Below are 26,339 nucleotides of genomic sequence, written 5' to 3'. Positions count from 1 at the left end.
TAAATTGTGAAATGGTCAGAAATTAGTATTCATACAACAGAAGAAGCAGTAGAAGCTGTTTCTCATATTTTACACGAAGCAGGTGCTAGCGGTGTAGCGATTGAAGACCCGGCAGAGCTTACAAAAGAACGTGAGCAGCAGTATGGTGAAATTTATGCACTCAACCCAGCTGAGTATCCAGCGGATGGAGTAGTAATAAAAGCGTATTTCCCGCAAACGGATTCTTTACAAGAAACAATTGCAAGTTTAAAATCATCTATTGATGTACTTCCGTCTTACGACATTGAAATTGGTACAGGGAACATTACAATTAATGAAGTTGATGAGGAAGATTGGGCTACTGCTTGGAAAAAATATTATCATCCAGTTCAAATTTCTGATACATTTACAATTGTGCCAACGTGGGAAGAGTATACACCTTCTTCTCCAGATGAAAAGATTATTGAGTTAGATCCTGGTATGGCCTTTGGGACAGGAACGCATCCAACAACAACGATGTGTATTCGTGCGTTAGAGAAAACAGTAAAGCCTGGGGATACAGTCATTGACGTTGGGACTGGTTCAGGAGTATTAAGTATTGCGGCGGCTAAACTAGGGGCAGCTTCTGTTCAAGCTTATGATTTAGATCCAGTAGCAGTGGAAAGCGCGGAGATGAATGTCCGATTAAATAAAACAGATGATGTTGTATCGGTAGGGCAAAATAGCTTGTTAGAAGGTATTGAAGGACCGGTCGATTTAATTGTAGCAAATTTACTTGCGGAAATTATCCTTATGTTCCCTGAAGACGCAGCAAGGGTTGTAAAACAAGGCGGATTATTTATTACGTCTGGCATTATTGCAGCTAAGGAAAAAACAATTTCTGAAGCGCTAGAGAAAGCTGGATTTACAATTAAAGAAGTGTTAAGAATGGAAGATTGGGTAGCAATCATTGCACAAAATGCGTAATATATATTTTATAAATATATGAACGGAAAAGTCTCTCGCTATAAAGGTGAGGGACTTGCCGTTTGTTCTATTAAAATGAGAATGTTTCGTTCTTTTCGTAAGTATGGGCTTACGAAAGGAACGAAACTTTACTAAGGTGATGAGATGCAACGTTATTTTGTAGAAGAGAAGAATGTAAATGGTACAACGATTCGTATCGTTGGCGATGATGTACATCATATTGCCAGAGTGATGCGTATGTCAGCTGGAGACCGCATCTATTGTTGTGTAAATGGGAAAACGGCAGCGTGTACAATTGCTGAAATTACCAATGAATTTGTCGATAGCACTATTGTAGAATGGATAGAGACAACGAGCGAGTTACCCATACTCGTAACGATTGCTAGTGGACTGCCGAAAGGAGACAAGCTTGAGTTAATTTTTCAAAAAGGAACTGAGCTTGGGGCAGCTGCATTTTTGCCATTTCAAGCATCGCGTTCAATCGTGAAATGGGATGCGAAAAAAACGGATAAAAAAGTAGAACGTTTAAAAAAGATTGTGAAGGAAGCTGCGGAGCAATCACACCGGACAGAAATTCCGCATGTATATGCTCCAGTATCATTTAAACAATTGCTTGAAATGAGTAAAGAGTATGATGTTTGTCTTGTTGCCTATGAAGAAGAGGCGAAGCAAGGTGAAAAAGCAAATTTTGCAAAAGCTCTTACAACCATTGAACCTGGCCAAAAACTGCTCATTGTATTTGGTCCAGAAGGTGGTTTAAGTGAGGAAGAAGTATCCGCACTTCGTGAATATAAATTTGTACCATGTAGTTTAGGACCAAGAATTTTAAGAACAGAAACGGCACCGCTCTATGCGTTAAGCGCCGCTTCTTATCATTTTGAATTGATGGGGTGATATCAATGGCAACTGTTGCGTTCCATACGTTAGGTTGTAAAGTAAACCACTACGAAACAGAAGCGATTTGGCAATTGTTTAAACAAAGTGGTTATGAAAGAGTAGATTTTGAAAAAACAGCAGATGTATATGTTGTTAATACATGTACTGTAACAAATACAGGTGATAAAAAAAGCCGTCAAGTGATTCGTCGTGCAGTAAGACATAATCCGGATGCTGTTATTTGTGTAACGGGTTGTTATGCACAAACTTCTCCTGCAGAAATTATGGCAATCCCAGGTGTAGATATCGTTGTTGGTACTCAAGATCGCGAAAAAATGCTAGATTATATTGAACAGTATCGTCAAGAGCGGCAACCAATTAATGCTGTACGTAACATTATGAAAACACGTGTATATGAAGAATTGGATGTACCATACTTTACTGATCGTACACGCGCATCTTTAAAAATCCAGGAAGGTTGCAATAACTTTTGTACGTTCTGTATTATTCCTTGGGCACGCGGTTTAATGCGTTCTCGTGATGGAAAAGAAGTCATTAAGCAAGCGCAACAATTAGTGGATGCAGGATATAAAGAAATTGTTCTAACTGGTATTCATACAGGTGGATACGGTGAAGACATGAAAGACTATAACTTAGCAGGATTACTTCGTGACATGGAAGCAGAGGTAAAGGGATTGAAGCGTCTTCGTATTTCTTCTATTGAAGCGAGTCAAATTTCTGATGAGGTTATTGAAGTATTAGATAAATCTAAAGTAGTTGTACGCCATTTACACATTCCACTTCAATCTGGCTCTAACACTGTATTAAAACGTATGCGTCGTAAATATACAATGGAATTTTTCCAAGAGCGTTTAAATCGCTTAAAAGAGGCGTTGCCAGGCCTTGCGATTACATCGGATGTAATCGTTGGTTTCCCGGGTGAAACAGAAGAAGAGTTCATGGAAACATATAACTTTATTAAAGAAAACCGTTTCTCTGAACTGCACGTTTTCCCATATTCTAAGCGTACTGGAACACCTGCGGCACGCATGGAAGATCAAATTCCTGAAGAAGTGAAAAATGAGCGTGTTCATCGTTTAATTGAATTATCAAATCAATTAGCGAAAGAATATGCTTCTCAGTTTGAAGGAGAAGTTCTGGAAATTATTCCGGAAGAACCATTCAAAGAAGGTGACCGTGAAGGGTTATATGTAGGATATACAGATAATTACTTAAAGGTTGTATTTGAAGGGTCAGAAGAATTAATTGGGAAACTAGTAAAAGTGAAAATTACAAAAGCTGGTTATCCATATAATGAAGGGCAATTTGTTCGCGTTCTCGAAGATGATATGAAAAAAGAATCTGCAAGCGCATAATGAAAAAGCATGCAAACAAAAAGGTTTGCATGCTTTTTTTTATGGTTATGTTTTCAAACTTGCTATGATAAGGACTGAAAACATAATGGAATGTATGAGAATAACATACAAAAGTTCATAATTTTGTTTTCGTTACTTTAAGGTGCGCTGGGATCAAGTGATTGGAAAATAAGAAACGACTGAATGGAGTTTTTGGTCAAAAAATGATCTGCTTTTCTTTTATTCCGCTAAATAGTTGACCTAAAGTGACAAAATGTATTATAATCGTAAAAGACATGCTGAAGAAGTGTTTCTTTTTGCATGCTGAAGTTAGTATGTAAGTGTGATGTTTCGGAGGGAGGGAAAGATAATGTCAAAAACAATCGTTCGTAAAAACGAGTCTTTGGAGGATGCACTTCGCCGTTTTAAAAGATCGGTTTCTAAAACTGGTACACTTGCTGAAGCAAGAAAACGCGAGTTTTATGAAAAACCAAGTGTAAAACGTAAGAAGAAATCTGAAGCGGCAAGAAAGCGTAAATTCTAAGAGAGGGTGTAAGTTATGAGTCTTCTCGATCGTTTAAACGGTGATATGAAACAAGCGATGAAGAATAAACAAAAAGAACAATTAACCGTCATTCGTATGGTTAAGGCTGCTTTGCAAAATGAAGGTATTAAGCTGCAACAGACTCTTACTGAAGAAGAGGAATTAACAGTTTTAACTCGTGAAGTAAAACAGCGTAAGGACTCCCTCCTTGAATTTAAAAAAGCAGGTCGAGATGACCTTGTTGATAAACTGCAAAGTGAAATTCAGATTTTAAGCACATATTTGCCGAAACAGCTAACAGAAGAAGAACTAGCTGATGTAATTAAGCAAGTTATCTCAGAAGTTGGTGCAACATCGAAAGCGGATATGGGTAAAGTGATGAGTGCTGTTATGCCAAAAGTAAAAGGGAAAGCAGACGGATCGCAAGTGAATAAGCTGGTTGCACAGCTATTAGCATAAAAAAACGTCTCATGAGAAATGAGACGTTTTTTTATGCTTTTTTTTGTTTGGACGTGATATTACAAGCCCTTTTTTCATACATATGGGATGAGAGGGGGGTCTTGGAGATGAAGAAGCTGGAACAAATGAAAAATTGGCTCACAAAGCAAATAGACCTACCAGTGGATGTACTAATGGATCTGCCTCGTATTACTCTTGTTGGGCAAGTGCATATTTATATAGAAAATCACCGAGGATTATTAGTTTTTTCTGATAAAGAAGTAAGGCTGTTATTAAAAAACGGTCAATTATTAATTAAAGGACAGTCGTTTGTCATCAAAACAATCCTCCCAGAAGAACTTCTACTTGAAGGTGTAATTGAACAAGTAACATTTTTAGAAAATGAAAAGAAAGAAAAATAAAGAGAAAGTCCTATCATGAAAGTTCTCTTCTTTATGTAACGTTTTAGAGAAGTAAAACAGAGGGGGAATTTGTAATCAGTGAGATTAGATACGCTCACTGATTCATATTTCACTGTATGTTGTACGAGCCATAAAAAGTAGAGAGAAGCTCTGCTTTTGAGAAAGATAGTGGGGGGCAGACAATGAAAAATCAATGGTTTACGAAATGGCTTGGGTATGTCAAAGTACGCATTGAAGGAAGAGGAGTTGAGCGGTTTGTTAATGAGTGTGTACGCAGGAATTTAGTTGTTTGGGATGTAAAGAAAATTGCTGATGAAACATTAGTCTTTTGTATGCTGTTGCGAGATATAAAAAAAATAAGGGAAATTTATCGTAAACATGAATGCAAACTATATTTTATAGGGCGCTATGGCGCTCCGTTTTGGAATAAGCGACTGATTAAAAATAGTGGGTTTTTAATTGGATTTCTTGTCTTTTTTTTCGGTATGATCGCCTTATCAAATATGGTATGGAAAATTGAAGTTACGGGAGCTAAACCAGAAACAGAATATATACTTATGAAAGAATTGGACAAAATGGGTATCAAGAAAGGAAGATTGCAATTCCAAATGCCAAGTGTGGAAGAAATTCAGCGGCACTTGACGGATAAAATTAATGCGATTACATGGGCTGGTCTTGATGTGCAAGGAACAACATATCATTTTAAAATAGTTGAAAAAAATGAGCCGAAAAAGGAGAAGGAGCGACAACCGCAAAACTTGGTAGCGAAAAAGGGAGCGATTATTACGAGAACCTTTGTAGAGGTGGGGAAGCCAGTTGTAATGAAAAATGATTATGTAAAAAAAGGACAGTTGCTTGTTTCGGGCATATTTGGGAATGAAGAAAATCCCACAATTGTTTCCGCAAAAGGGATTGTTTATGGAGAAACATGGTATGAATCTAATGTAACAGTTCCGTTGAAAACCACTTTTCAAGTATATACAGGAAATTCATATAATGAGCATTTTCTTCGATTAGGAAGTGCTAAAATAAAAATATGGGGATTTCAGCATGATAAGTATAGAAAGTCCCAAAATGAAAATATAAAACATGATGTGAAATTACTCGGTTTTACATTACCGATTTCTTATGAAAAAGAAATTGTGCGCGAAGAGGAAGAGGCTAACCGTGAATATACGGAAAGGGAAGCGCTTAAAGTTGCGAAAGAAATGGCAGAAAAAGAATTAAAGAAAAAATTGGATGAACATGCTATGATTGTAAGTGATAAGATTTTGCATAAAAAGGTTGAAGGCGAACAACTAAAAGTAGCATTACATTATACAGTGATTGAAAATATCGCAGAGCCACAACCTATATCTGAATCCGATATTCAAGGAGACTGAGTATGACAGAACAATTAGTAGAGATGAATCAACAAGTAGAAAATCACAATGAAGCAATCGCTCTGTTTGGAGTGAATGATGCGAATTTGAAAGTAATTGAACAAGAGCTTTCTGTATCGATTGTAACTAGAGGAGAATCTGTTCGTGTATCTGGAACAGATGAAGCAGTGGCGCTTGTTGAAAATATTTTACAGCAATTACTAACTGTTATTCGTAAAGGTGTATCAATTACTGAACGGGATGTTCTATATGCAATTCAACTTGGTCGCCAAGGAAAAATTGCTCATTTTGAAGAGTTATATGAAGAGGAAATTTTTAAAACAGCAAAAGGTAAGTCTATACGTGTAAAAACGATGGGGCAAAGGCAGTATATTCATGCGATGAAAAAGAATGATATCGTTTTTGGAATCGGACCAGCTGGTACAGGGAAAACGTATTTGGCTGTGGTAATGGCCGTGCGAGCGTTAAAACACGGTTATGTGAAAAAGATTATTTTAACAAGACCAGCAGTAGAAGCTGGAGAAAGTTTAGGGTTTTTACCAGGGGACTTAAAAGAAAAAGTAGACCCTTATTTACGTCCTTTATATGATGCGCTCCATGATATTCTTGGACAAGAATATACGCAGCGTATGATGGAAAGAGGTACAATTGAGATTGCACCTCTTGCATATATGAGAGGAAGAACGCTCGATGATTCCTTTGTTATTTTAGATGAGGCACAAAATACAACTGGTGCTCAAATCAAAATGTTTTTAACTCGCCTAGGCTTCAGTTCGAAAATGGTTGTTACAGGTGATCCTACTCAAATTGACTTACCAAAAGGGGTTAAGTCAGGACTTTCTATTGCAGAAAAAGTATTATCTAATGTATCGGGACTTTCCTTTGTTAGACTAGAACAAACAGATGTTGTAAGACATCCACTTGTACAACGAATTATTGAGGCGTATGATAAAATGGAATGATCCTATTGGCCGGGATCATTTCTTTTTATTCATTGTAAGAGCTGCTTGTAAAGACCAAATGAATATGACTTAATAATGAATGGGGAATGGAAAGGTTGGCGAATTGCGTATTTTTTAATATCATGGAAGGGTAGTAAATATAAATACAGGATAGGTGCGTAGTGAAATTCAAGGAGGAACACCTTAAAGTGTGTAGTTTATTTATGTGAGTTAACTTTTAGCTGAAAGAAGGAACGCTCCACTGAAATTCGTTTTACTGTATGTCTGGAGAGGAGAAGGTATTGAAATCATGTCAAAGTCTCGAGAAATTTCTAAGTGGTTTCGAAATATACAACATTCGAAAAAGCTAAGCTGGGTTTCTTATATTTTATTAGGAGCCGTGTTGTTTTTTGCACTAATCAACAATGTGAAACCAGAACAACTAGATGTTAAAATGCTCTCTATTTCTAATCAAACAATCCATTCTCCTATCAACATCGAAGATAAGATAACAACAGATAAGAAGAAAAGAGAGGCCGCTCAAAAAGTCGATGATCAATATACGTATAAAAGTGAGTACAAGCAAAATAAAATTGATATTGTGAACTCGGTGTTTGATGCAATTAAAGAAGTAGATGCGGAAACAAAAGCGGTAGGCCCTGATGAACAAAAAAAGGTTACGCCCGCAGACAGGCTGGAGAAACTGAAGAAGAAGTTACCTATAGATTTAACGAAAAGTTTATCTGATGCAGTGTTGTTACAATTTATTAATGCTGATCCAGACCAATTAGAAGCAGCGAAATATCCGGTTATAACAGCTGTTAATAATATAATGAGTTCACATATTAAAATGAATGAAGAAGATGCAGCGAGAAATCGCTTTGTGGAAGAAATCAAAAATATTAATGTTAATAGCGATTTAAAAGAAGCTTTAAATGCGCTTGGAAAGTATGCAATAGAAGCGAATTACTTTTATGATTCGAATGCTACAAAAGAGCGTAAAAAAAAGGCGGAAGATGAGGTCGCACCTGTCTACATATTACAAGGTCAAGTGCTTGTAAAAGAGGGTGACACAATTACTAGAGATATATATGAACAACTAAAATTAGTTGGGCTTCTCGAACAAAGTAATACCTTTCAGCCATTTGTAGGATTAGCAATTGTGATCGGTGTACTCTTATTCTTTATGCATAAGCAATTTGAAGTGTTTTTAAAGTTGAAAAGAGAAGAAAAACCATATATGTTGGCATATACAACAATCATCGCAATTACAGTTGTGTTGATGAAAGTAATTAGTTTGTTCCAAAAGTTGGAGTATGCCGGGATTGCCTTTGTTGTTCCGGTTGCGATGGGATCAATATTAGTAAAATTGATGATTGGCGATCGCTTTGTCTTTCTAACGAGTATGATTTTCTCTATATGTGGAAGTATTTTATTTAATGAAGGTGTAACGAGCACTTTAAATTATAATGTTGGGGTTTATTTCTTATTAAGCTCGTTATCTGTAAGTGTCTTTTTGAGAGAGAAAAATCGTCGTTCTATGATTTTGCAAGCAGGTATTCTTGTGTCTATTTTAAATGTTATTGTGTTAGCGGCTTTATTGCTATTGCGGAATGGGAATTTCTCATCGTTTGAAATTGGCTCACAATTATTGATGGCAGCAGCTTCCGGGATTATTTCCTCCATTTTAGCTATGGGGATTTTACCATATTTAGAAAGCGGTCTTGGAATTGTATCAAGTATGAAGCTTGTAGAACTTTCAAGCCCTAATCATCCGCTTCTTCGCAAAATTTTGTTAGAAGCACCAGGAACATATCATCATAGTGTGATGGTTGCGAACCTTTCAGAAGCGGCATGTGAGGCCATAGGAGCGAATGGTGTGTTAGCACGTGTTGGCGCATATTATCATGATATTGGAAAAACAGTACAGCCTCATTTCTTTATTGAGAATCAAATGGGGATTGAGAATCCGCACGATAAATTAGATCCAGAAACGAGCAGGGATATTATTATTGCCCATGTTACCGATGGGGTAAAGATGTTAGAAGAACATCGTATTCCGCAAGAAATTATTGATATTGCAGCGCAGCACCATGGGACTACGCTATTAAAGTATTTTTATTATAAGGCTATTAAAGAAGATAAAGATAAATATACAGAAGATATGTTCCGTTATCCGGGTTCAAAGGCGACATCGAAAGAATCTGCGATTGTTGGAATTGCAGATAGTGTAGAGGCGGCGGTGCGTTCCATGAACCATCCAACGCCGGAGCAGATTAATAATTTAGTGAAAAATATTATTAAAGATCGCCTACAAGATGGACAATTTAGCGACTGTGAACTTACTTTTAAAGAACTACAGATAGTAGGAAAAACTTTATGTGAAACATTGAATGGGATTTTCCATTCTCGTATTAAATATCCGGAACCACTGGAAGAAAAGGTGAAAGAATGAGTTTAGTAATTGATTTTTTTGATGAAACAGAAGAAGTGAAAGAAGAATATGTGAATATGATTCGTGAGCTGTTAGAAAAGGCTGCACAAATGGAAGGAGTGGAAGATGGGACGGAACTGTCTGTTACTTTCGTCGATAATGAACGGATTCGAGAAATAAATCGTGATTATCGCGGAAAAGATCAGCCTACGGACGTGATTTCTTTTGCTCTTGAAGATATGGGAGAGGGTGAGGTCGAAATCATAGGTGCTGATATGCCTCGTATGCTAGGAGATCTTATTATTTCTATTCCGAGAACAAAAGAACAGGCTGAAGAATATGGCCATTCTTTTGACCGTGAATTAGGATTTTTAGCGTTACATGGATTTTTACACTTGCTTGGTTATGATCATATGACTGAAGAAGATGAAAAAGAGATGTTTGGAAAGCAAAAAGAAATTTTAGGGGCATTTGGATTAAGAAGATGAAAAAAGGAAAACTTATAAAGAGTTTTACGTATGCTATAGCTGGTATATGTTTTTGTCTTCGTCATGAACGAAATATGAAAATTCATTGTTTGGCCGCAGTTATTGTTATATGCTGCGGCCTTTATTTCCATGTAACAAGAGTAGAATGGCTCATATTACTTGTTGTAATAGGGGCTGTAATGAGTTTGGAGATGGTAAATACAGCGATTGAAAAAACGGTTGATTTAGTAACAGAGGATTTTAAACCCCTTGCAAAAATTGCAAAAGATGTTGCAGCTGGTGCCGTTTTATTATTTACTATTATAGCGGTCATAATTGGTGCTATTATCTTTTTACCTTATGTGGTATAGTTGCATTCCAAAGATTTTCTTGTACTTGAGTGGTATTGAGTTTTTCATCAGTTGATGATTTATTCAGGTGGCCATAAAAGGGATAAGGAATATGGATCCTATTCAAAGTCCAAGTAGGGATAGCGTTACAGATAAGGGTGGAAAAAGTATACCATAGATGTGATGGGAAAATGCATCCTGTAGTTATGTTATTACGCGGAATGTAAAGTGTGGAGATACGGCGCTTTTAGCTATAGTCGTTGTAGTGGATAGGAAACGTTTCGTACCTCTTTGTGGAGTGTGCCGTCAAGTTATGATAGAATTATGTAAACAGAACATAAAATATATTTATCAAATTTACATGGTGACACCGGGAAGACGACAGTTAGAAAGTTGTTGCCAGTAGCATTTTTAGCGGAGGATTTACATGAATAACAAAGGTTATAAGTCAGGTTTTGTCTCTATTATAGGGAGACCAAATGTTGGAAAATCTACATTTTTAAATCGAATTATCGGTCAAAAAATTGCTATTATGAGTGATAAGCCACAAACAACTCGTAATAAAGTACAAGGTGTATATACAGAAAATGATGCGCAAGTGATTTTTATCGATACGCCTGGAATACATAAGCCAAAACATAAATTAGGCGATTTTATGGTGAAAATGGCGCAAACGACATTGAAAGAAGTTGATATTGTACTCTTTATGGTCAATGCGGCGGAAGGCTTTGGTCGTGGTGAAGAATACATTATTGAAAAATTGAAGGAAACGAGGCAACCAGTATTTTTAGTAATTAATAAAATCGATCAAGTTCATCCAGAAAAATTATTAGAATTGATTGATCAATATCGTAACTTGTACGAGTTTGCAGAAATTGTGCCGATTTCTGCTTTGGAAGGTAATAATGTGGAAGCGTTAATTGGGGCGATTAAAAAATACTTACCAGAAGGGCCACAGTACTATCCAGAAAATCAAGTAACAGATCATCCGGAACGATTTATTATTGCTGAATTAATCCGTGAGAAAGTGCTTCATTTAACACGTGAGGAAGTACCTCATTCAGTAGCAGTTGCGATTGATGCGATTCAAAAGCGTGAAGGTGGAGCGGTTTATGTAAATGCAACAATCATCGTGGAACGTCCTTCTCAAAAAGGAATTATTATTGGAAAGCAAGGAAAAATGTTGAAAGAAATTGGGAAGCGAGCTCGTTTTGATATTGAAGCCCTTCTTGGTTCTAAAGTGTTTTTAGAAGTATGGGTAAAAGTACAAAAAGATTGGCGTAATAAAATGTCCCAACTTCGTGATTTAGGTTTCCGTGAAGATGAATATTAATAGAAATTAGGAAAATTTTTTCTCACATGAAAATGGACAAAATGGGTCATTTTAATAACAACAAAAGAAATTGGTTTACATGCTATGCTTACTTAGAAAGGTGGATTCTTATGCTGGATTTTACCTGGAAGGTTTTCTCCAAAACAGGAAGTATTGAAACGTACTTACTTTTAAAAGAAATGGAAAAAGATCTAAATGATGAGATGGATCAACATGAAGAGGAGCTAGCACATCTAGATTCTCCAATTTCTTGACCCGTTTTGTTCAATCCTTGGATGGTGACGAACATGTTTCAAAAAGTTGAGGGCATTGTTATCCGAACAACAGATTACGGAGAAACGAACAAGATTGTTACTATATTTTCTCGTGAATTTGGAAAAATAAGTGTAATGGCAAGAGGAGCGAAAAAACCAAAAAGTAGGTTAGCATCTATTTCGCAACTCATGACGCATGGTCATTTCCTAATTCAAATGGGATCTGGTCTCGGAACTTTGCAACAAGGTGAAATGATTTCATCGATGAAAGAAATTCGAGAAGATATTTTTTTAACTGCTTATGCATCGTTTATCGTGGAATTGACAGATAAAGCCACGGAAGATAAAAAGAACAATCCGTATTTATTTGAAATGTTATATCAGACACTTCACTATATGTGTGATGGTGTTGATTCTGAAGTATTATCTCTTATTTATCAAACGAAAATGCTTCCGGTATTAGGGATGCATCCATACTTTGATACATGTGCGATTTGTCACCAAGAAACAGACTTTGTCGCCTTCTCTGTAAGAGAAGGCGGTTTTCTGTGCTTTCGTCACGCAGAACAAGATCCGTATCGCATTCCAGTTGGTGAGGCGGTTCATAAGTTATTACGTCTCTTTTATCACTTTGACTTAGGTCGGCTTGGTAATGTATCAGTAAAAGATGAAACGAAGCGACAAATTCGTACCGTATTGAATACATATTATGATGAATATTGTGGCATATATTTGAAATCAAGACGTTTTCTTGAACAACTTGATAAATTTCAAATATAATGAGGACCATATGAAGGTCCTTTTTACATACTTTCTTTTTCAAATAGCATATTTAGTATATAATATTTAAGAGATAGTATAACTTTTTTGTTTTGTATTAAAGGTGGTGATTATCATAGAACTGAATAAACGGCAAGAACATATCATTCAGATTGTAAAAGATCACGGTCCTATTACAGGAGAGTCCATCGCTGCACAGTTAAATTTAACGCGCGCAACGTTAAGACCAGATTTGGCAATTTTAACGATGGCGGGTTATTTAGAAGCGCGTCCGCGTGTCGGTTATTTTTATACAGGAAAAACTGGTGGTCAGTTATTATCAGAAGCTGTTAAAAAAATTAAAGTACAAGATTATCAATCTAGACCGGTTGTCATTGATAAAAATGTTTCCGTATACGATGCAATTTGTACAATGTTTCTAGAGGACGTTGGTACTTTGTTTGTCGTGGATCAAACTACGCTTTTAGTTGGCGTCGTTTCCCGTAAGGATTTATTGCGAGCAAGTTTAGGAAAGCAGGATTTAACTTCCCTTCCGGTTAATATTATTATGACAAGGATGCCGAACATTGCGATGTGTCATAAAGAGGATTCTTTATATGATGTTGCAATGGAATTAATAGAAAGACAGATTGATGCTATACCCGTTGTAAAAGAAACAAAGCAAGGATTAGAAGTTGTTGGACGAATTACAAAAACGAATATTACGCGTGCGTTTGTGAATTTAGTAAATAATGAATAAGTGTAATTTGTTTAAAGTGAGGTAATGTAATGGATAATAAAATCGTATATGTCGTATCTGACTCAGTCGGAGAGACTGCTGATTTAGTTGTTCGAGCGGCAATGGGGCAATTTCCTTTCGCTCCTGATATTAGACGTGTACCGTATGTAGAAGATACAGGAACATTAAAAGAAGTGATATCAATCGCAAAGAGTAATCGAGCGCTGATTTGTTTTACACTCGTGAAGCCTGATATGCGTCAATATTTGTTAACAGAAGCGGCAAAAGAAGGCGTAGAAGCATATGATATTATCGGGCCTCTTATTGACCAAATTGCAGAAATTACAAGGCAAGTGCCAAGATATGAGCCAGGGATTGTTAGAAAACTGGATGAAGAATATTTTAAAAAGATTGAAGCAATTGAGTTTGCGGTTAAATATGATGATGGGCGAGATGCGCGTGGTATTTTGAAAGCTGATATTGTTTTAATTGGTGTTTCTCGTACATCAAAGACTCCACTTTCACAATATTTAGCTCATAATAAGCGATTAAAGGTTGCGAACGTACCACTTGTTCCTGAGGTTGACCCGCCTGAAGAATTGTATCAAGTTCCAAAGGAAAAGTGCTTTGGTTTGAAAATTAATCCAGAAAAATTAAATCATATTCGGAAAGAGCGCCTGAAATCACTAGGACTAAGTGATGGAGCAACATATGCGAATATTAATCGTATTAAAGAAGAAATTGACCATTTTGAGAAAGTGATCAATAAAATAAATTGTCAAGTGATTGATGTGTCTAACAAAGCGATTGAAGAAACGGCAAATATTATTGTGAATGCGGTGCAAAACCAAAGAATGTTTTAGCACATTTACCAAAGGTGAATGTGTTTTTTTAGCTCAAAGACCAATTTGATTCAGAGCGAAATATTTATAGAAATGTAATGGTTAGAGAAATTTCAGAGGATATGTAGCGAAGTAGAAAGAAATATATTATAATAAAAAATTGTGATAAAAAACCTATATTTTACGTTTAGACTTTAATTTTTCAGAATAAACTAGGGATAGGATTTACGAAAAAAAGATGTACATTTACGTAAAATCGACAAAAATCTAAACAAGAAAACGTACTTTGTAGAAGGATTCACTGAAGGGATGTAGAATACAGAAATATGCAAAACATCAGTAAGATTCTAGTTGATGCAGATGCATGTCCCGTAAAGGATGAAATTGTACAAATCGGAACGAAATTTCATGTCGAAATTTTGTTTGTCGCATCCTATGCCCATCGTTCAAGAAAACAGCAAGGAAATTGGATCTATGTAGATTCTGAGCAAGATGAAGTTGATTTTTATATTTATAAGCATGCGAAAGCTACAGATCTCGTGATCACACAAGATATGGGACTTGCTGGTCTTCTTGTGAAAAAAGGAGTATATGTCTTATCTCCGCGAGGGAAATTTGTGACAGATGAGCAAATGGATACAATTTTATATAGTAGATATGTGTCTGCTAAATTACGCAGACAAGGGACCTATACAAAGGGGCCAAAGTCATTTTCAAAGCAGGATCGACAGTCTTTTTTAACAAGTTTAGAAAAAATATTGTCGAATTATAAAGGAATCCTTTAATTTGTATCGAATACAAAATACGACACGGAGATGGAGTTATGGGGAACAGAATTCCCGAAGAAGTTGTTGAACAGATTCGGACATCATCTGATATTGTAGAAGTAATTGGTGAGTATGTTCAGCTAAGAAAGCAAGGGCGTAATTATTTTGGACTTTGTCCATTTCATGGTGAGAATTCTCCCTCCTTTTCTGTTTCATCAGATAAGCAAATTTTCCATTGCTTTGGATGTGGGGAAGGTGGAAATGTTTTTTCCTTTCTCATGAAGATGGAAGGCCTTTCTTTCACAGAAGCTGTACAGAAACTTGGAGAAAGAAATCGTATAGCAGTCGCAGATTATACATCAGGAAAAGAACAGCAAGACAATATATCTGATGACAATGTCATTATGTTACAGGCTCACGAACTCTTAAAAAAGTATTATCATCATTTGTTGGTAAATACAGAAGAGGGGAATGAAGCTCTTTCTTATTTATTAAATCGTGGTATTACGAAGGAAATGATTGAGAAGTTTGAAATTGGTTATGCATCACCGGATTGGGATGCAGCGGCGAAAATATTACAAAAAAGAGGTTTTTCGCTAATGACCATGGAGCAAGCGGGCCTCCTTGTAAGAAGTGAAAAGGATGGTAGTCATTACGACCGATTCCGTGGTAGAGTAATGTTTCCGATTCATACACTACAAGGAAAAGTGGCAGCATTTAGTGGAAGGGCGCTTGGGGATGATACTCCTAAATATTTAAATAGCCCAGAAACACCTATCTTTCATAAGAGCAAGTTGCTGTACAATTTCCATCAGGCAAGGCCGTTTATTAGAAAGCGTGGGCAGGTCGTCCTTTTTGAAGGTTATGCTGATGTTCTAGCTGCTGTAAAAAGCGGGGTTGAAGAAGCTGTTGCAACAATGGGAACAGCTTTAACGGAAGAACAGGCGAAACTTCTGCGACGTAATGTTGAAACTGTTGTTCTTTGCTATGATGGTGATAAGGCTGGACAAGAAGCGACAATGAAAGCGGGGCAACTCTTAACTCAAGTTGGTTGTCAAGTTAAAGTTACTGTATTGCCAGAGAAATTAGATCCTGATGAATATGTGCAACAATATGGAACAAAGGCTTTTGAAAATCTCGTTAAATCAAGTATAAGTTTTGTTGGATTTAAAATAAATTATTTGCGTTTAGGAAAAAATTTGCAAGATGAGTCTGGTAAAGAAGAATATGTGAAAAGTGTTTTAAAAGAATTATCATTATTGCAAGATGCGATGCAGGCAGAGTCCTATTTAAAATCGTTATCACAAGAATTTGCATATTCCATGGAAACACTTTTAAGTCAATTGCACCAATATCGCAAAGAACAAAAGATACAGCAAAAACAAGCGAAGCAAATTTCGAAGCCATCTCAAATTGTTCAAACGAAGCCGAAACGATCCGGCTTCGAAAGGGCAGAGAGGGAACTGATTTACCATATGTTGCAAAGTGCCGAAGTAGCAGTGCGTATAGAGCCTCATATAGAAGATTTTCATACGGAAGAACATAAAGGGATTTTATATGAACTATATGCATATTATGAAAAGGGAAATGAACCTTCAGTCGGAAATTTTTTAAACTGGCTATCTGATGAAAAGTTGAAAAATATCGTTACCAATATTTCGACAGATGAGTTTATCAATCCAGAATATACAGATGAAATACTGGAAGGACACTTGGAAGCGTTAAAGCGCCATAAGGAAAAGTTGAAAAAGATGGAAACCATCTTTACAGTAAAGCAAATGGAAAAAGCTGATCCGCTAGAAGCTGCTAAATTTTACGCAGCGTATTTGCAAAATCAAAAAGCAAGAAGATAGCTTTTTGCATAAAATTTTAGTATAATGAATGTTTGTATCTCGCGTAAGGAGGGGAACAAATGGCTGATAAACCAGCTCGTTCTAAACAAATTGAAACTGAAATGACCCTTGAGCAAGTGAAAGAACAACTCACTGAGCTCGGAAAAAAACGTGGCGTTCTTACATACGAAGAGATTGCAGAACGCATGAACGGATTTGAAATTGAATCCGAACAAATGGATGAATATTATGAATATTTAGGTGAACAAGGGATTGATTTAGTTGGTGATAATGATGAAGGCCCAAATAATCATCAAATCACAAAAACGGAAGAAGAATTCGATCTAAACGATTTAAGTGTACCACCAGGTGTGAAAATCAATGACCCTGTTCGCATGTATTTAAAAGAAATTGGTCGTGTTGATTTATTATCTGCTGAAGAAGAAATTCAATTGGCGACTCGTATTGAAGAAGGCGATGAAGAAGCAAAACGCCGTCTTGCAGAAGCAAACTTACGTCTTGTTGTAAGTATTGCAAAAAGATACGTTGGCCGCGGTATGCTTTTCTTAGACCTTATTCAAGAAGGGAATATGGGTCTAATTAAAGCGGTTGAAAAGTTCGACTACCGTAAAGGATTTAAATTTAGTACGTATGCAACATGGTGGATTCGTCAAGCGATTACACGTGCGATTGCAGACCAAGCAAGAACCATTCGTATTCCGGTTCATATGGTTGAAACAATCAATAAATTAATTCGTGTACAACGTCAATTATTACAAGATTTAGGTCGTGAACCAACTCCGGAAGAGATTGGTGAAGAAATGGATCTTGCTCCAGAAAAAGTACGCGAAATCTTAAAGATTGCTCAGGAGCCAGTTTCTCTTGAAACACCGATTGGTGAAGAGGATGACTCACACTTAGGCGATTTTATCGAAGACCAAGAAGCAACATCACCTGCGGACCATGCAGCATATGAATTGCTGAAAGAACAATTAGAAGATGTGTTAGATACGCTAACAGATCGTGAAGAAAACGTTCTTCGTCTTCGTTTTGGTTTGGATGATGGACGAACTCGTACGCTTGAAGAAGTCGGAAAAGTATTCGGCGTAACAAGAGAGCGTATTCGTCAAATTGAAGCAAAAGCACTTCGTAAATTAAGACATCCAAGCCGTAGCAAACGGTTAAAAGATTTCTTAGAGTAGTTCTTATATAAGTTTACTTCACCTTTGTGAAGTAAACTTTTTTATTTTGTTAAGTTTTGTTAAAATTTAGCTGTAAGTACCGATTACAATACTTGTAATATATTTTACAGAATTGTCTTTTGATTTGCAAATGCTCATTTTTCGATTTTTCGATTAATTTTGTGTATTTTATACAAAAATATATGTAGAAAAACAAAAAATATGATGAGAAACATAGATATTTATCAAAAAAATATAGGATAGAAATAAGATGGTTAATAAACTGAATTTATGGAATATTTTCAACAACTGATAATTTCGCCTTTTCTGATAGAGTGTTTTCAAGTACAATAGAAATAACTGAATCATCTAATTATTAGGGGGTATAGAGGGGGGAGAAAATAGATGAAACGTAATCCGTTGATTCCATTCGCTCTTATTGCAGCACTAGGTATTATCGTGATGTTCGTATTTTCATTTCAAGGGTTACATAAGTCTAAAGAGCTAGCGGATGCTAAAAATGGAGGAAAGCAAACCCAAACAGCATCAAAGCCTGAAGACATTGTAAAACAAAACTGTACGAGCTGCCATGGGGATCAGTTACAAGGTGCAGTAGGACCTGAACTACAAAAAATTGGCGGGAAACTTTCTAAAGATGAAATTAAAGAAGTGATTGTAAAAGGAAAAGGAAATATGCCGCCTAATTTAATTCCAGCAGATCAAGCTTCCAAAGTAGCAGATTGGTTATCGAAGAAAAAATAAAGAAAAACAAGCCCCTTACTTTTAAAGTAAGGGGCTTGTTTTTCTTTTCTTTCTAAAATACGATTAAAGAAAGATAAAGGGATTGAATGATTGTTGCTTACTTGCAATAATACTTGTTCATTCATTATCATAGAAACAGATTGACAAGAGAAGGAGCAATGGAAATACATGAATGAAGTCAAACTTTCAAAAAGATTAGAAGAGGTAGTGCGAGAGATTCCAGCAGGGTCTACGGTAGCGGATATCGGATCAGATCATGCTTATTTACCGTGCTATGCAATTGTAAATCATATTGCGACAAAAGCAGTGGCAGGGGAAGTAGTAGATGGACCGTTTCGTTCTGCGCAGGCAACGGTAGCTGAGAATGGCTTGCAGGGAAAGATTGATGTTCGCAAAGGAAATGGATTAGCTGTTATTTCACCAGGAGAAGTGGATGTCATTACAATTGCTGGTATGGGTGGAGCGTTAATTCGTGATATTTTAGAAAGCGGAAAAGAAAAATTAAATGGGGTAACGCGTCTCATATTACAACCGAATATTGCAGCACATCATATTCGTGAATGGTTTATTGAAAATGATTGGGAACTGATTCGTGAAAAGATTGTAAAAGAAGATGGTAAGATTTATGAAATTTTAGTGGGTGAAAGAGGAAATCCGTTAGCGCCTTACTCAGACCGTAAGCAAGCTGAATTATTGATCGGACCATTTTTAATGAAAGAAAAAAGTGATGTTTTCATTGAAAAATGGGAATGTGAATTGAAAAATTTTCAAAATATCTTAAAGCAATTAGAACGTGCGACAGAATCGGAAGATACAAAAGCGAAACGAAATGAAGTAATGGAGAAAATGAAAATGGTAGGAGATGTATTATCATGAGCAAAATTCCGAATGGGCATGAAGTAATTTCTTTATTTGAAAGCATGTATCCGAAGCATCTAGCGATGGAAGGGGATAAGATTGGTCTGCAAATTGGAGCTCTTAATAAACCAGTGGAGCATGTCTTAATTGCACTAGATGTGACAGAAGAGGTTGTAGAAGAAGCGATTCAAATTGGAGCAAATATCATTATTACACACCATCCTCTTATTTTTCATCCTTTAAAAGCAATTCATACGGATAAAGTGTATGGGAAAATTATTGAAAAATGTATCAAACATGATATCGCTGTGTATGCAGCACATACAAATGTTGATGTTGCAAAAGGTGGAGTAAATGATTTACTTGCTGAGGCGCTTGAACTACAAAACACTGAAGTGCTCGTTCCAACATATACAGAAGAAATGAAAAAAGTAGTTGTATTTGTTCCTGTAACACATGTAGATGCTATTCGAAAAGCATTAGGAGACGCAGGTGCGGGTTATATCGGTAACTACAGCCATTGTACGTTTGGTAGCCAAGGTATAGGTACATTTATCCCTCAAGAGGGAACAAACCCTTACATTGGCGAAACTGGGCAGTTAGAGCGTGTTGAAGAGATAAGAGTTGAAACGATTATCCCGGCTTCGTTAGAACGAAAGGTTGTTAAAGCGATGTTAACAGCACATCCGTATGAAGAAGTTGCTTATGATATATATCCGCTAGATAACAAAGGAGAAGCGCTAGGGCTTGGTAAAATTGGATATTTACAAAAAGAAATGACCCTCGGGGAGTTTGCTGAGCATGTAAAGCGTTCGTTAGATATACAAGGGGCACGAGTTGTCGGAAGGCTTGATGATAAAGTGCGTAAAGTAGCTGTTCTTGGTGGTGACGGGAATAAATTTATCAATCAGGCAAAATTTAAAGGCGCAGATGTTTATGTTACTGGTGATCTGTATTATCATGTTGCTCACGATGCTATGATGTTAGGGCTAAATGTTGTTGACCCAGGACATAATGTAGAGAAGGTAATGAAACAAGGTGTTCAAAAACAACTACAGCAAAAAGTAGAGGCGAAACAATTCGCTGTACAAATTCATGCATCTCAGCTACATACAGATCCATTTACATTTGTATAAAGTGAAACTTTAATCAGTGGGGATTTTCTTCATCCCCCACTGATTATGAGCCCTCACCAATCGGGCTGCCTTAAAATAGCGGGATAAATTAGCGCTTATCTTTATATAATAAAGCGAGAGTCTTTTTAGCTAAAAGGATAAAAAATCCGTTGCGAGTAGTGAGCAACGGATTTTTTTATTTATTGTTTTTTTACCTTTACACGCGGCAAAATTTTTTGAAGCGGTACGTTTCGTTTTCTTTCCCACGTAGCAGGATTTGTTGGATCGTATTGTTCTAAAAAGGCAATGACTTCTTTTGTAATTGGAGTTGGAGTAGAAGCACCAGCAGTTACTGCTACAGCTTCTACTCCTTGAAGCCATTCTAGTTGAATTTCACTTACATCAGCGACGCGATATGCTTTTGTGCCGGCAATTTCTTGCGATACTTGAGCGAGACGATTGGAGTTATTGCTTTTCGGATCGCCAACAACAATTGTTAAATCGGCAACATCAGCTTGTTTTGCAACGGCTTCTTGACGAACTTGTGTTGCTAAGCAAATTTCTTTATGGAATTCAGCTGTTGGGAATTTTTTTTTGATATCTTCCATTAGATGCTGAACATCCCATTGACTCATTGTCGTTTGATTTGTAACTAAAATTTTATCTGTGGGAATCTCTAATGTTTTTAAATCATCTGCTTTTTCAATGAGATGAACAATATCAGGTGCAATGCCAACTGCTCCTTCTGGTTCTGGATGCCCTTTTTTTCCGATATAAATTACATGGTAACCTTCTGATTTTTTTGCTTCAATTAAGTCGTGTGTTTTTGTCACATCTGGGCATGTCGCATCAATTGTTGTTAATCCTTTTTCTTTGGCACGTTGTTTTACTTCTGGGGAAACACCATGTGCAGTGAAAATAACCGTACCAGAATCGATTTGATCCAAAATTTCTAAGCGACTTGGGCCATCTAAAGTAATAATTCCATCTTCTTCAAATGCATCTGTTACATGCTTATTATGAACAATCATGCCTAGAATATAGATAGGCCTTGGTAATGATTTATCTAGTGCAGCGTTGCGTGCAATAACCATTGCATCTACAACGCCATAACAATAACCACGAGGGGAAATTTTAATAATTTTCATGTGAGTAATCCTCTCCTTCTAAACAAGGAATCCTTTTGTACATAGTCCTTTTCATTATAAAGGAGGAGTGGACAGAAAACAAAGTATTGTTACACATATAATTTTGGTTTTGCTGGTAAAGGAGAAGCGGTTGCCTTTTGTGATTCTTTAGCGTTGGTAGATTTTGGAGTAACTTCGTTGCTTTTTTTCTTTTTTAAAGGTGTCTTAGGTACGTTATTTTTTTTCACTTCTTCTTTTGAATTCTCGCTGTCCTCTTTCCCTGAAGTAAGGATTTTCACAATACTCGGTATACTGCGAACGATGGGTCCGTATTGCTCTACAACTGGCCCGACAGATTGGGCGACTTGAGCAACTTTTTCAATGTTATTTAACATATTAGTTGGATTAGAAATTAGATTAGAAAAGAAATTTCCAATTCCACCACTGGTATTTGTTGCAACAAATGATTCACCACCGCGCATGTCGTTTTGGTCATACATGGGTGGCGCGATTAACGGTTGATGTATATAAGGCTGATTATAATGTGGCTGCATCGTTTGTGGATATTGCTGGTACATCATTGGCTGTCCTTCCATTTGCCGGTAGGGAGGAATCATTTGCATAAAAGGTTCAGTCGGATCATGTTTTTTAAAAAGTTTAGAGAGCAGTCCTTTCTTTTTTTGCATCATTTGTGGTAAATGTGGGATTGGATATGGTGTATAGGGGTGTTGCCCTGTATGCATTTGTTGTATAGGGGATTTCGGATACATAAAAGAAATCCTCCTTTCTTCAATTAGGTATATACACATACAGTATGCAATCGAAAGTAAGAAGGTTAGTTTTTAAGTTGGAAACAAAAACTAAAGATGGATTTTACGATTAGATTTCGTTATAATGTAGACTTGACTGATTTGTGCGCGCAGTAGAAATTTGAGAAAGAAGGTGTAATCTGTGACAATACAAACATTTACACAGTATAATTTTCAACCGTTTTTAATAGATGCAGTTCGTGAATTACGTTTTACGGAGCCGACAGAAATTCAAAAGAAAATATTCCCTGTTGTAAAAAAAGGAGTAAGTATAATTGGACAATCCCAAACAGGATCAGGAAAAACACATGCATACTTACTACCGACAATCAATCAAATTGATCCAAAACGTGAAGAAGTGCAGCTTGTGATTACGGCGCCAACGCGTGAGTTAGCACAACAAATTTATCAAGAAATTATTAAATTAACGAAGTTTTGTACGGAAGAACAAATGATTACAGCGCGTTGCTTAATTGGGGGAACAGATAAACAGCGATCGATTGAAAAATTGAAAAAGCAGCCACATATCGTTGTTGGAACGCCAGGTCGTATTAAAGATTTAATAGAAGAGCAAGCTTTATTTGTTCATACAGCAGAAACGATTATTGTCGATGAAGCAGATTTAATGCTTGATATGGGATTTATTCAAGATGTAGATAAAGTTGCAGCGCGCATGCCGAAAAATTTGCAAATGCTCGTTTTTTCTGCGACGATTCCGCAAAAATTGAAACCATTTCTGAAAAAATATATGGAGAATCCAGAGCATATTCATATTAATCCGAAGCAAGTTGCTGCGGGAAACATTGAACATTATTTAGTTCCATCGAGACATCGTAATAAAATTGAAATAGTCAAGAATATGTTGCTTCAATTTCAGCCGTACTTAGCAATTGTTTTTACAAATACGAAAAAAATGGCAGAAGAAGTTGCGAATGGATTAACAGAGCGAGGATTAAAAGTAGGACGTATTCATGGTGACCTATCACCTCGTGACCGCAAAAAAATGATGAAACAAATTCGTGATTTGGAATTTCAATACATTGTTGCGACAGACTTAGCGGCACGTGGTATTGATATAGAAGGAATTAGTCATGTTATTAACTATGAAATTCCGTCTGACTTAGACTTCTTTGTTCACCGTGTTGGTCGTACAGCACGCGCTGGGTATTCTGGTATTGCTGTAACGATATATGATGCGCGTGATGAAGAAGCGATAGATAGTTTGGAAAAACAACGTAATATTACGTTTAAACATGTAGAATTGCGAAATGGTGAATGGATAGATTTAGGGGAGCGCAACCGACGTCAAAGCCGTAAAAAACCAAATAATGAGTTGGATATTATGGCAACGAAAGTTGTGAAAAAACCGAAAAAAGTAAAGCCTGGATATAAGAAAAAATTAGCAGCTGAACGTGAAAAGGTAAAGAAAAAATATAGTCGTAAAAAAAGATAAGGGAAACCTTATCTTTTTTATTGTCGGATGTGCAAAGAATTTTTTTGAGTAAGCAATTCGCTACATATTTCTACAAATTATGCTATTATTATAGCTATTGTATATTGAAGAGGTGATAATATGTTGAAGATTGGATCTCATGTTTCAATGAGTGGGAAAAAAATGCTATTAGCTGCAAGTGAAGAGGCAGTTTCATATGGTGCTACGACATTTATGATTTACACAGGTGCACCGCAAAATACGAGAAGAAAGCCGATTGAAGAATTAAATATAGAAGCTGGTCGTAAACATATGGAAGAACATGGAATTAAAGAAATTATTGTCCATGCACCATATATTATTAATATTGGAAATACAACAAAGCCTGAAACATTCCAATTAGGTGTGGATTTCTTGCGCATGGAAATTGAAAGAACAGAAGCGCTTGGAGTAGCAAAACAAATTGTTCTGCATCCTGGAGCTCATGTTGGGGCGGGTGCAGATGCAGGGATTGCACAAATTATAAAAGGTTTGAATGAAGTATTAACGCCAGAACAAACAGTAAATATTGCATTAGAAACAATGGCTGGAAAAGGTACAGAATGCGGACGTAGCTTTGAGGAAATTGCGAGAATTATTGATGGTGTAACATATAATGAAAAGCTATCTGTATGTTTTGATACGTGTCATACACATGATGCAGGTTATGATATTGCCAATGATTTTGATGGCGTTTTAAATGAGTTTGATAAAATTGTTGGAATTGATCGCTTGCAAGTTTTACACGTTAATGACAGTAAAAATGTTCGCGGAGCTGCAAAAGACCGTCATGAAAATATTGGTTTTGGTCATATTGGTTATAAAGCTTTACATGATATCGTTCATCATCCGCAGTTAGAGCACATACCAAAGATTCTTGAAACGCCATATGTAGGGGAAGAGAAGAAAGATAAAAAGCCACCATACAAATTTGAAATTGAAATGTTAAAGAACGGAACATTTGATGAAGGGCTTCTTGAGAAGATTAAAGGACAATAAGGAGGGGGGTCCCCTCCTTATTTTAATAATTTCTGAAAGAGTGTATTCACTTGCTGGGCGGTAGAAGGAGAGGTTACTTTCGCAATTTTTTTTAAGAGTTCGAGCCTTTCATCTGTATTATAAATATTAATATTTTTTCCTTTCATCAATAAAACAATTTGATCTGCTTGTTCAGTTGTAATAGGAATTTCATATTCTTTACTATATTTCAATAATTCTTTTGGTGTCATGTTATTTATTTTTTTGTTCACAATTTGTTTGATGAGGTTCACGAGATAGTCCTCCTTCAGGTGTTCGTTTATCGAAATATATGTGTATAGTGCCTGTATATATTCGTATGACACTTCTTTTTTTCTATTAGAAAAAGAAGAATATGTTATAATAAAAGAACGAAACGCCAGAAAAAGATTATAAGGAGGGCTTATGGAAAAGAAACAACATCGAAAAGAAAGTGTTATCCATCTCTTGTATCGTTTAATTATGATTGTCTTTGGAGCAGCGTGTGCAGCAGTAGCAATTGAACTATTTTTAATCCCAAATAAAATTATTGATGGTGGAATTATTGGTGTTTCCCTCATACTAGATTACCTTACCCCTAACATTTGGTGGCTAAGTTTTTCTACTTTAGTTGTTATCCTCAATATACCATTTATGTACTCCGGTTATAAGCAAATTGGAAAGACATTTATGCTATCTTCAACTTTTGCGATTGTCGCGTTAGCATTTATTGAAACAACACTACATACTATCAAACCATTTACGACAGAACCTATTTTAGCAACTGTGTTTGGTGGCCTTATATTAGGTCTTGGTGTAGGACTCGTTATTCGTCATGGTGGATCATTAGATGGAACTGAAATTATGGGAATCTTATTAACAAAAAAATTACCATTCTCGGTTGGGGAATTTGTTATGTTTGTGAACTTATTCATTTTTGCTTGGGCAGCCTTTGTATTTGGTGTAGAGCAGGCAATGTATTCTGTTATGACCTACTATATTGCTTTCAAAACAATTGATACTGTTATTCAAGGATTGGATGAAACAAAGGCTGTGTTAATTGTTTCTGATCAATATGAAGAAGTATCAAATGCGATATTACACCGTCTTGGTCGCGGGACAACTAAGCTTATAGCTAAGGGTGGTTATACCGATAAAGAAAAAGAAGTGATTTACGCCGTTGTGACACGTCTTGAAGTAACAAAATTAAAATCAATTGTTCATGAAATTGATGAAAACGCCTTTGTTACAATTATGAGTACACAAGAGACAAATGGTGGTAAGTTTAAATCAGCTATCCATTAAAAAAAGTATGTTCAAAAAGCAGAGAGAAATTCTCT

28 protein-coding genes and 1 pseudogene are annotated in these 26,339 nt (G+C 36.3%); 26 read left to right on the top strand and 3 right to left on the bottom strand.

The genetic code is table 11. The annotated features are described in order from the left end of the window. Positions 1–6: 6 nt before the first annotated feature. The 23 genes and pseudogenes from prmA (at position 7) to MR056_RS13830 (ending at position 20,617) form a co-directional block, all read left to right on the top strand. Positions 7–945 carry a 50S ribosomal protein L11 methyltransferase gene (gene prmA / locus MR056_RS13940; protein ID WP_012095501.1) on the top strand — a complete coding sequence of 313 codons (939 nt, stop codon included), beginning with the start codon at positions 7–9 and terminating at the stop codon, positions 943–945. A gap of 144 nt (positions 946–1,089) precedes the next feature. Next, positions 1,090–1,839 (top strand): 16S rRNA (uracil(1498)-N(3))-methyltransferase, encoded by a 750-nt coding sequence (locus tag MR056_RS13935; RefSeq protein WP_048723860.1) that lies wholly within the window; start codon positions 1,090–1,092, stop codon positions 1,837–1,839. A 5-nt stretch (positions 1,840–1,844) separates the two neighbouring features. Beyond that, positions 1,845–3,197 carry a tRNA (N(6)-L-threonylcarbamoyladenosine(37)-C(2))-methylthiotransferase MtaB gene (gene mtaB, locus MR056_RS13930; protein WP_012095499.1) on the top strand — a complete coding sequence of 451 codons (1,353 nt, stop codon included), beginning with the start codon at positions 1,845–1,847 and terminating at the stop codon, positions 3,195–3,197. Between the two features lie 349 nt (positions 3,198–3,546). Beyond that, complete coding sequence (rpsU, locus tag MR056_RS13925) at positions 3,547–3,720, top strand: 30S ribosomal protein S21 (RefSeq protein ID WP_012095498.1); 174 nt, start codon at positions 3,547–3,549, stop codon at positions 3,718–3,720. A 15-nt stretch (positions 3,721–3,735) separates the two neighbouring features. Continuing rightward, positions 3,736–4,179, top strand: coding sequence for a GatB/YqeY domain-containing protein (locus MR056_RS13920; RefSeq protein ID WP_012095497.1), 444 nt, complete (start codon positions 3,736–3,738; stop codon positions 4,177–4,179). 107 nt (positions 4,180–4,286) lie between these two features. Beyond that, complete coding sequence (yqfC, locus tag MR056_RS13915; RefSeq protein ID WP_012095496.1) at positions 4,287–4,580, top strand: sporulation protein YqfC; 294 nt, start codon at positions 4,287–4,289, stop codon at positions 4,578–4,580. Positions 4,581–4,762: 182 nt separating this feature from the next. Beyond that, positions 4,763–5,962, top strand: coding sequence for a sporulation protein YqfD (gene yqfD, locus MR056_RS13910; RefSeq protein ID WP_012095495.1), 1,200 nt, complete (start codon positions 4,763–4,765; stop codon positions 5,960–5,962). Positions 5,963–5,964: 2 nt separating this feature from the next. Further along, positions 5,965–6,924 carry a PhoH family protein gene (locus tag MR056_RS13905; protein ID WP_012095494.1) on the top strand — a complete coding sequence of 320 codons (960 nt, stop codon included), beginning with the start codon at positions 5,965–5,967 and terminating at the stop codon, positions 6,922–6,924. Between the two features lie 289 nt (positions 6,925–7,213). Beyond that, entirely contained in the window at positions 7,214–9,358 is a 2,145-nt protein-coding gene (locus MR056_RS13900) for an HD family phosphohydrolase (RefSeq protein WP_012095493.1), read from the top strand. Beyond that, the gene (gene ybeY / locus MR056_RS13895) at positions 9,355–9,825 is read left to right on the top strand and encodes an rRNA maturation RNase YbeY (RefSeq protein ID WP_012095492.1); all 471 of its coding nucleotides are present in this window, start codon (positions 9,355–9,357) and stop codon (positions 9,823–9,825) included. Before MR056_RS13900 ends, ybeY begins: the two co-directional genes overlap by 4 nt. Then, the gene (locus MR056_RS13890; RefSeq protein WP_012095491.1) at positions 9,822–10,175 is read left to right on the top strand and encodes a diacylglycerol kinase family protein; all 354 of its coding nucleotides are present in this window, start codon (positions 9,822–9,824) and stop codon (positions 10,173–10,175) included. The genes ybeY and MR056_RS13890 overlap by 4 nt, the downstream gene beginning before the upstream one ends. Before the next feature lie 229 nt (positions 10,176–10,404). Next, positions 10,405–10,589 (top strand): annotated as a pseudogene (locus tag MR056_RS22700) (cytidine/deoxycytidylate deaminase family protein); the annotation flags it as partial. After that, complete coding sequence (gene era / locus MR056_RS13880) at positions 10,582–11,487, top strand: GTPase Era (RefSeq protein WP_012095490.1); 906 nt, start codon at positions 10,582–10,584, stop codon at positions 11,485–11,487. The pseudogene MR056_RS22700 and the gene era, both read left to right, overlap by 8 nt. A gap of 110 nt (positions 11,488–11,597) precedes the next feature. After that, a complete protein-coding gene (locus tag MR056_RS13875) occupies positions 11,598–11,741 on the top strand; it encodes a YqzL family protein (RefSeq protein WP_012095489.1) in 144 nt (47 codons plus the stop codon). Between the two features lie 33 nt (positions 11,742–11,774). Continuing rightward, positions 11,775–12,521, top strand: coding sequence for a DNA repair protein RecO (gene recO, locus MR056_RS13870; RefSeq protein ID WP_048723863.1), 747 nt, complete (start codon positions 11,775–11,777; stop codon positions 12,519–12,521). A gap of 106 nt (positions 12,522–12,627) precedes the next feature. After that, positions 12,628–13,260: a transcriptional regulator CcpN gene (locus tag MR056_RS13865; protein ID WP_087095438.1), complete on the top strand. Its 633-nt coding sequence runs from the start codon at positions 12,628–12,630 to the stop codon at positions 13,258–13,260. 29 nt (positions 13,261–13,289) lie between these two features. Continuing rightward, complete coding sequence (locus tag MR056_RS13860; protein WP_048723865.1) at positions 13,290–14,102, top strand: pyruvate, water dikinase regulatory protein; 813 nt, start codon at positions 13,290–13,292, stop codon at positions 14,100–14,102. A gap of 305 nt (positions 14,103–14,407) precedes the next feature. After that, a complete protein-coding gene (locus tag MR056_RS13855; protein ID WP_012095485.1) occupies positions 14,408–14,866 on the top strand; it encodes a YaiI/YqxD family protein in 459 nt (152 codons plus the stop codon). Between the two features lie 38 nt (positions 14,867–14,904). Then, positions 14,905–16,701, top strand: coding sequence for a DNA primase (dnaG, locus tag MR056_RS13850; RefSeq protein WP_048723866.1), 1,797 nt, complete (start codon positions 14,905–14,907; stop codon positions 16,699–16,701). Between the two features lie 59 nt (positions 16,702–16,760). Continuing rightward, positions 16,761–17,882, top strand: coding sequence for an RNA polymerase sigma factor RpoD (gene rpoD / locus MR056_RS13845; RefSeq protein WP_012095483.1), 1,122 nt, complete (start codon positions 16,761–16,763; stop codon positions 17,880–17,882). A 384-nt stretch (positions 17,883–18,266) separates the two neighbouring features. Further along, positions 18,267–18,623: a cytochrome c550 gene (gene cccA / locus MR056_RS13840; protein ID WP_012095482.1), complete on the top strand. Its 357-nt coding sequence runs from the start codon at positions 18,267–18,269 to the stop codon at positions 18,621–18,623. Between the two features lie 168 nt (positions 18,624–18,791). Next, positions 18,792–19,499 carry a tRNA (adenine(22)-N(1))-methyltransferase gene (locus MR056_RS13835; RefSeq protein WP_012095481.1) on the top strand — a complete coding sequence of 236 codons (708 nt, stop codon included), beginning with the start codon at positions 18,792–18,794 and terminating at the stop codon, positions 19,497–19,499. Beyond that, the gene (locus MR056_RS13830; protein WP_048723867.1) at positions 19,496–20,617 is read left to right on the top strand and encodes a Nif3-like dinuclear metal center hexameric protein; all 1,122 of its coding nucleotides are present in this window, start codon (positions 19,496–19,498) and stop codon (positions 20,615–20,617) included. The genes MR056_RS13835 and MR056_RS13830 overlap by 4 nt, the downstream gene beginning before the upstream one ends. A gap of 179 nt (positions 20,618–20,796) precedes the next feature. On the opposite strand, the gene MR056_RS13825 is transcribed toward MR056_RS13830, so the two are convergent. Together MR056_RS13825 and vrrA are read right to left on the bottom strand one after the other, a co-directional pair. Further along, entirely contained in the window at positions 20,797–21,744 is a 948-nt protein-coding gene (locus tag MR056_RS13825) for a 4-hydroxy-3-methylbut-2-enyl diphosphate reductase (RefSeq protein WP_012095479.1), read from the bottom strand. A gap of 89 nt (positions 21,745–21,833) precedes the next feature. Next, positions 21,834–22,493 (bottom strand): VrrA/YqfQ family protein, encoded by a 660-nt coding sequence (gene vrrA, locus MR056_RS13820; protein WP_048723869.1) that lies wholly within the window; start codon positions 22,491–22,493, stop codon positions 21,834–21,836. Between the two features lie 181 nt (positions 22,494–22,674). Between vrrA and MR056_RS13815 the strand changes: the two genes are divergently transcribed. Together MR056_RS13815 and MR056_RS13810 are read left to right on the top strand one after the other, a co-directional pair. After that, positions 22,675–23,985, top strand: a complete 1,311-nt coding sequence (locus tag MR056_RS13815; RefSeq protein WP_012095477.1) for a DEAD/DEAH box helicase — start codon at positions 22,675–22,677, stop codon at positions 23,983–23,985. A gap of 120 nt (positions 23,986–24,105) precedes the next feature. After that, positions 24,106–25,002, top strand: a complete 897-nt coding sequence (locus MR056_RS13810) for a deoxyribonuclease IV (protein ID WP_012095476.1) — start codon at positions 24,106–24,108, stop codon at positions 25,000–25,002. Positions 25,003–25,019: 17 nt separating this feature from the next. Here the strand turns inward: MR056_RS13810 and MR056_RS13805 are convergent, their stop codons facing one another. After that, positions 25,020–25,274, bottom strand: a complete 255-nt coding sequence (locus MR056_RS13805) for a DUF2624 domain-containing protein (RefSeq protein WP_041810026.1) — start codon at positions 25,272–25,274, stop codon at positions 25,020–25,022. A gap of 151 nt (positions 25,275–25,425) precedes the next feature. Between MR056_RS13805 and MR056_RS13800 the strand changes: the two genes are divergently transcribed. Next, positions 25,426–26,304 carry a YitT family protein gene (locus tag MR056_RS13800; RefSeq protein WP_012095474.1) on the top strand — a complete coding sequence of 293 codons (879 nt, stop codon included), beginning with the start codon at positions 25,426–25,428 and terminating at the stop codon, positions 26,302–26,304. The last annotated feature ends 35 nt before the right edge of the window (positions 26,305–26,339 follow it).

The organism is Bacillus cereus group sp. BfR-BA-01360, from assembly GCF_022663595.1.
Classification (GTDB): domain Bacteria; phylum Bacillota; class Bacilli; order Bacillales; family Bacillaceae_G; genus Bacillus_A; species Bacillus_A cytotoxicus.
This window is presented reverse-complemented; position numbering and strand designations above follow the sequence as displayed.

Coding starts and splice junctions, on each gene's coding strand:
- cccA (WP_012095482.1), top strand. CDS start 18,267: ATGAAACGTAATCCGTTGATTCCATTCGCTCTTATTGCAGCACTAGGT.
- MR056_RS13935 (WP_048723860.1), top strand. CDS start 1,090: ATGCAACGTTATTTTGTAGAAGAGAAGAATGTAAATGGTACAACGATT.
- MR056_RS13825 (WP_012095479.1), bottom strand. CDS start 21,744: ATGAAAATTATTAAAATTTCCCCTCGTGGTTATTGTTATGGCGTTGTA.
- MR056_RS13835 (WP_012095481.1), top strand. CDS start 18,792: ATGAATGAAGTCAAACTTTCAAAAAGATTAGAAGAGGTAGTGCGAGAG.
- vrrA (WP_048723869.1), bottom strand. CDS start 22,493: ATGTATCCGAAATCCCCTATACAACAAATGCATACAGGGCAACACCCC.
- MR056_RS13855 (WP_012095485.1), top strand. CDS start 14,408: ATGCAAAACATCAGTAAGATTCTAGTTGATGCAGATGCATGTCCCGTA.
- MR056_RS13830 (WP_048723867.1), top strand. CDS start 19,496: ATGAGCAAAATTCCGAATGGGCATGAAGTAATTTCTTTATTTGAAAGC.
- MR056_RS13875 (WP_012095489.1), top strand. CDS start 11,598: ATGCTGGATTTTACCTGGAAGGTTTTCTCCAAAACAGGAAGTATTGAA.
- MR056_RS13900 (WP_012095493.1), top strand. CDS start 7,214: ATGTCAAAGTCTCGAGAAATTTCTAAGTGGTTTCGAAATATACAACAT.
- rpoD (WP_012095483.1), top strand. CDS start 16,761: ATGGCTGATAAACCAGCTCGTTCTAAACAAATTGAAACTGAAATGACC.
- ybeY (WP_012095492.1), top strand. CDS start 9,355: ATGAGTTTAGTAATTGATTTTTTTGATGAAACAGAAGAAGTGAAAGAA.
- MR056_RS13890 (WP_012095491.1), top strand. CDS start 9,822: ATGAAAAAAGGAAAACTTATAAAGAGTTTTACGTATGCTATAGCTGGT.
- yqfD (WP_012095495.1), top strand. CDS start 4,763: ATGAAAAATCAATGGTTTACGAAATGGCTTGGGTATGTCAAAGTACGC.
- dnaG (WP_048723866.1), top strand. CDS start 14,905: ATGGGGAACAGAATTCCCGAAGAAGTTGTTGAACAGATTCGGACATCA.
- MR056_RS13860 (WP_048723865.1), top strand. CDS start 13,290: ATGGATAATAAAATCGTATATGTCGTATCTGACTCAGTCGGAGAGACT.
- MR056_RS13810 (WP_012095476.1), top strand. CDS start 24,106: ATGTTGAAGATTGGATCTCATGTTTCAATGAGTGGGAAAAAAATGCTA.
- era (WP_012095490.1), top strand. CDS start 10,582: ATGAATAACAAAGGTTATAAGTCAGGTTTTGTCTCTATTATAGGGAGA.
- mtaB (WP_012095499.1), top strand. CDS start 1,845: ATGGCAACTGTTGCGTTCCATACGTTAGGTTGTAAAGTAAACCACTAC.
- rpsU (WP_012095498.1), top strand. CDS start 3,547: ATGTCAAAAACAATCGTTCGTAAAAACGAGTCTTTGGAGGATGCACTT.
- MR056_RS13905 (WP_012095494.1), top strand. CDS start 5,965: ATGACAGAACAATTAGTAGAGATGAATCAACAAGTAGAAAATCACAAT.
- recO (WP_048723863.1), top strand. CDS start 11,775: ATGTTTCAAAAAGTTGAGGGCATTGTTATCCGAACAACAGATTACGGA.
- MR056_RS13920 (WP_012095497.1), top strand. CDS start 3,736: ATGAGTCTTCTCGATCGTTTAAACGGTGATATGAAACAAGCGATGAAG.
- yqfC (WP_012095496.1), top strand. CDS start 4,287: ATGAAGAAGCTGGAACAAATGAAAAATTGGCTCACAAAGCAAATAGAC.
- MR056_RS13800 (WP_012095474.1), top strand. CDS start 25,426: ATGGAAAAGAAACAACATCGAAAAGAAAGTGTTATCCATCTCTTGTAT.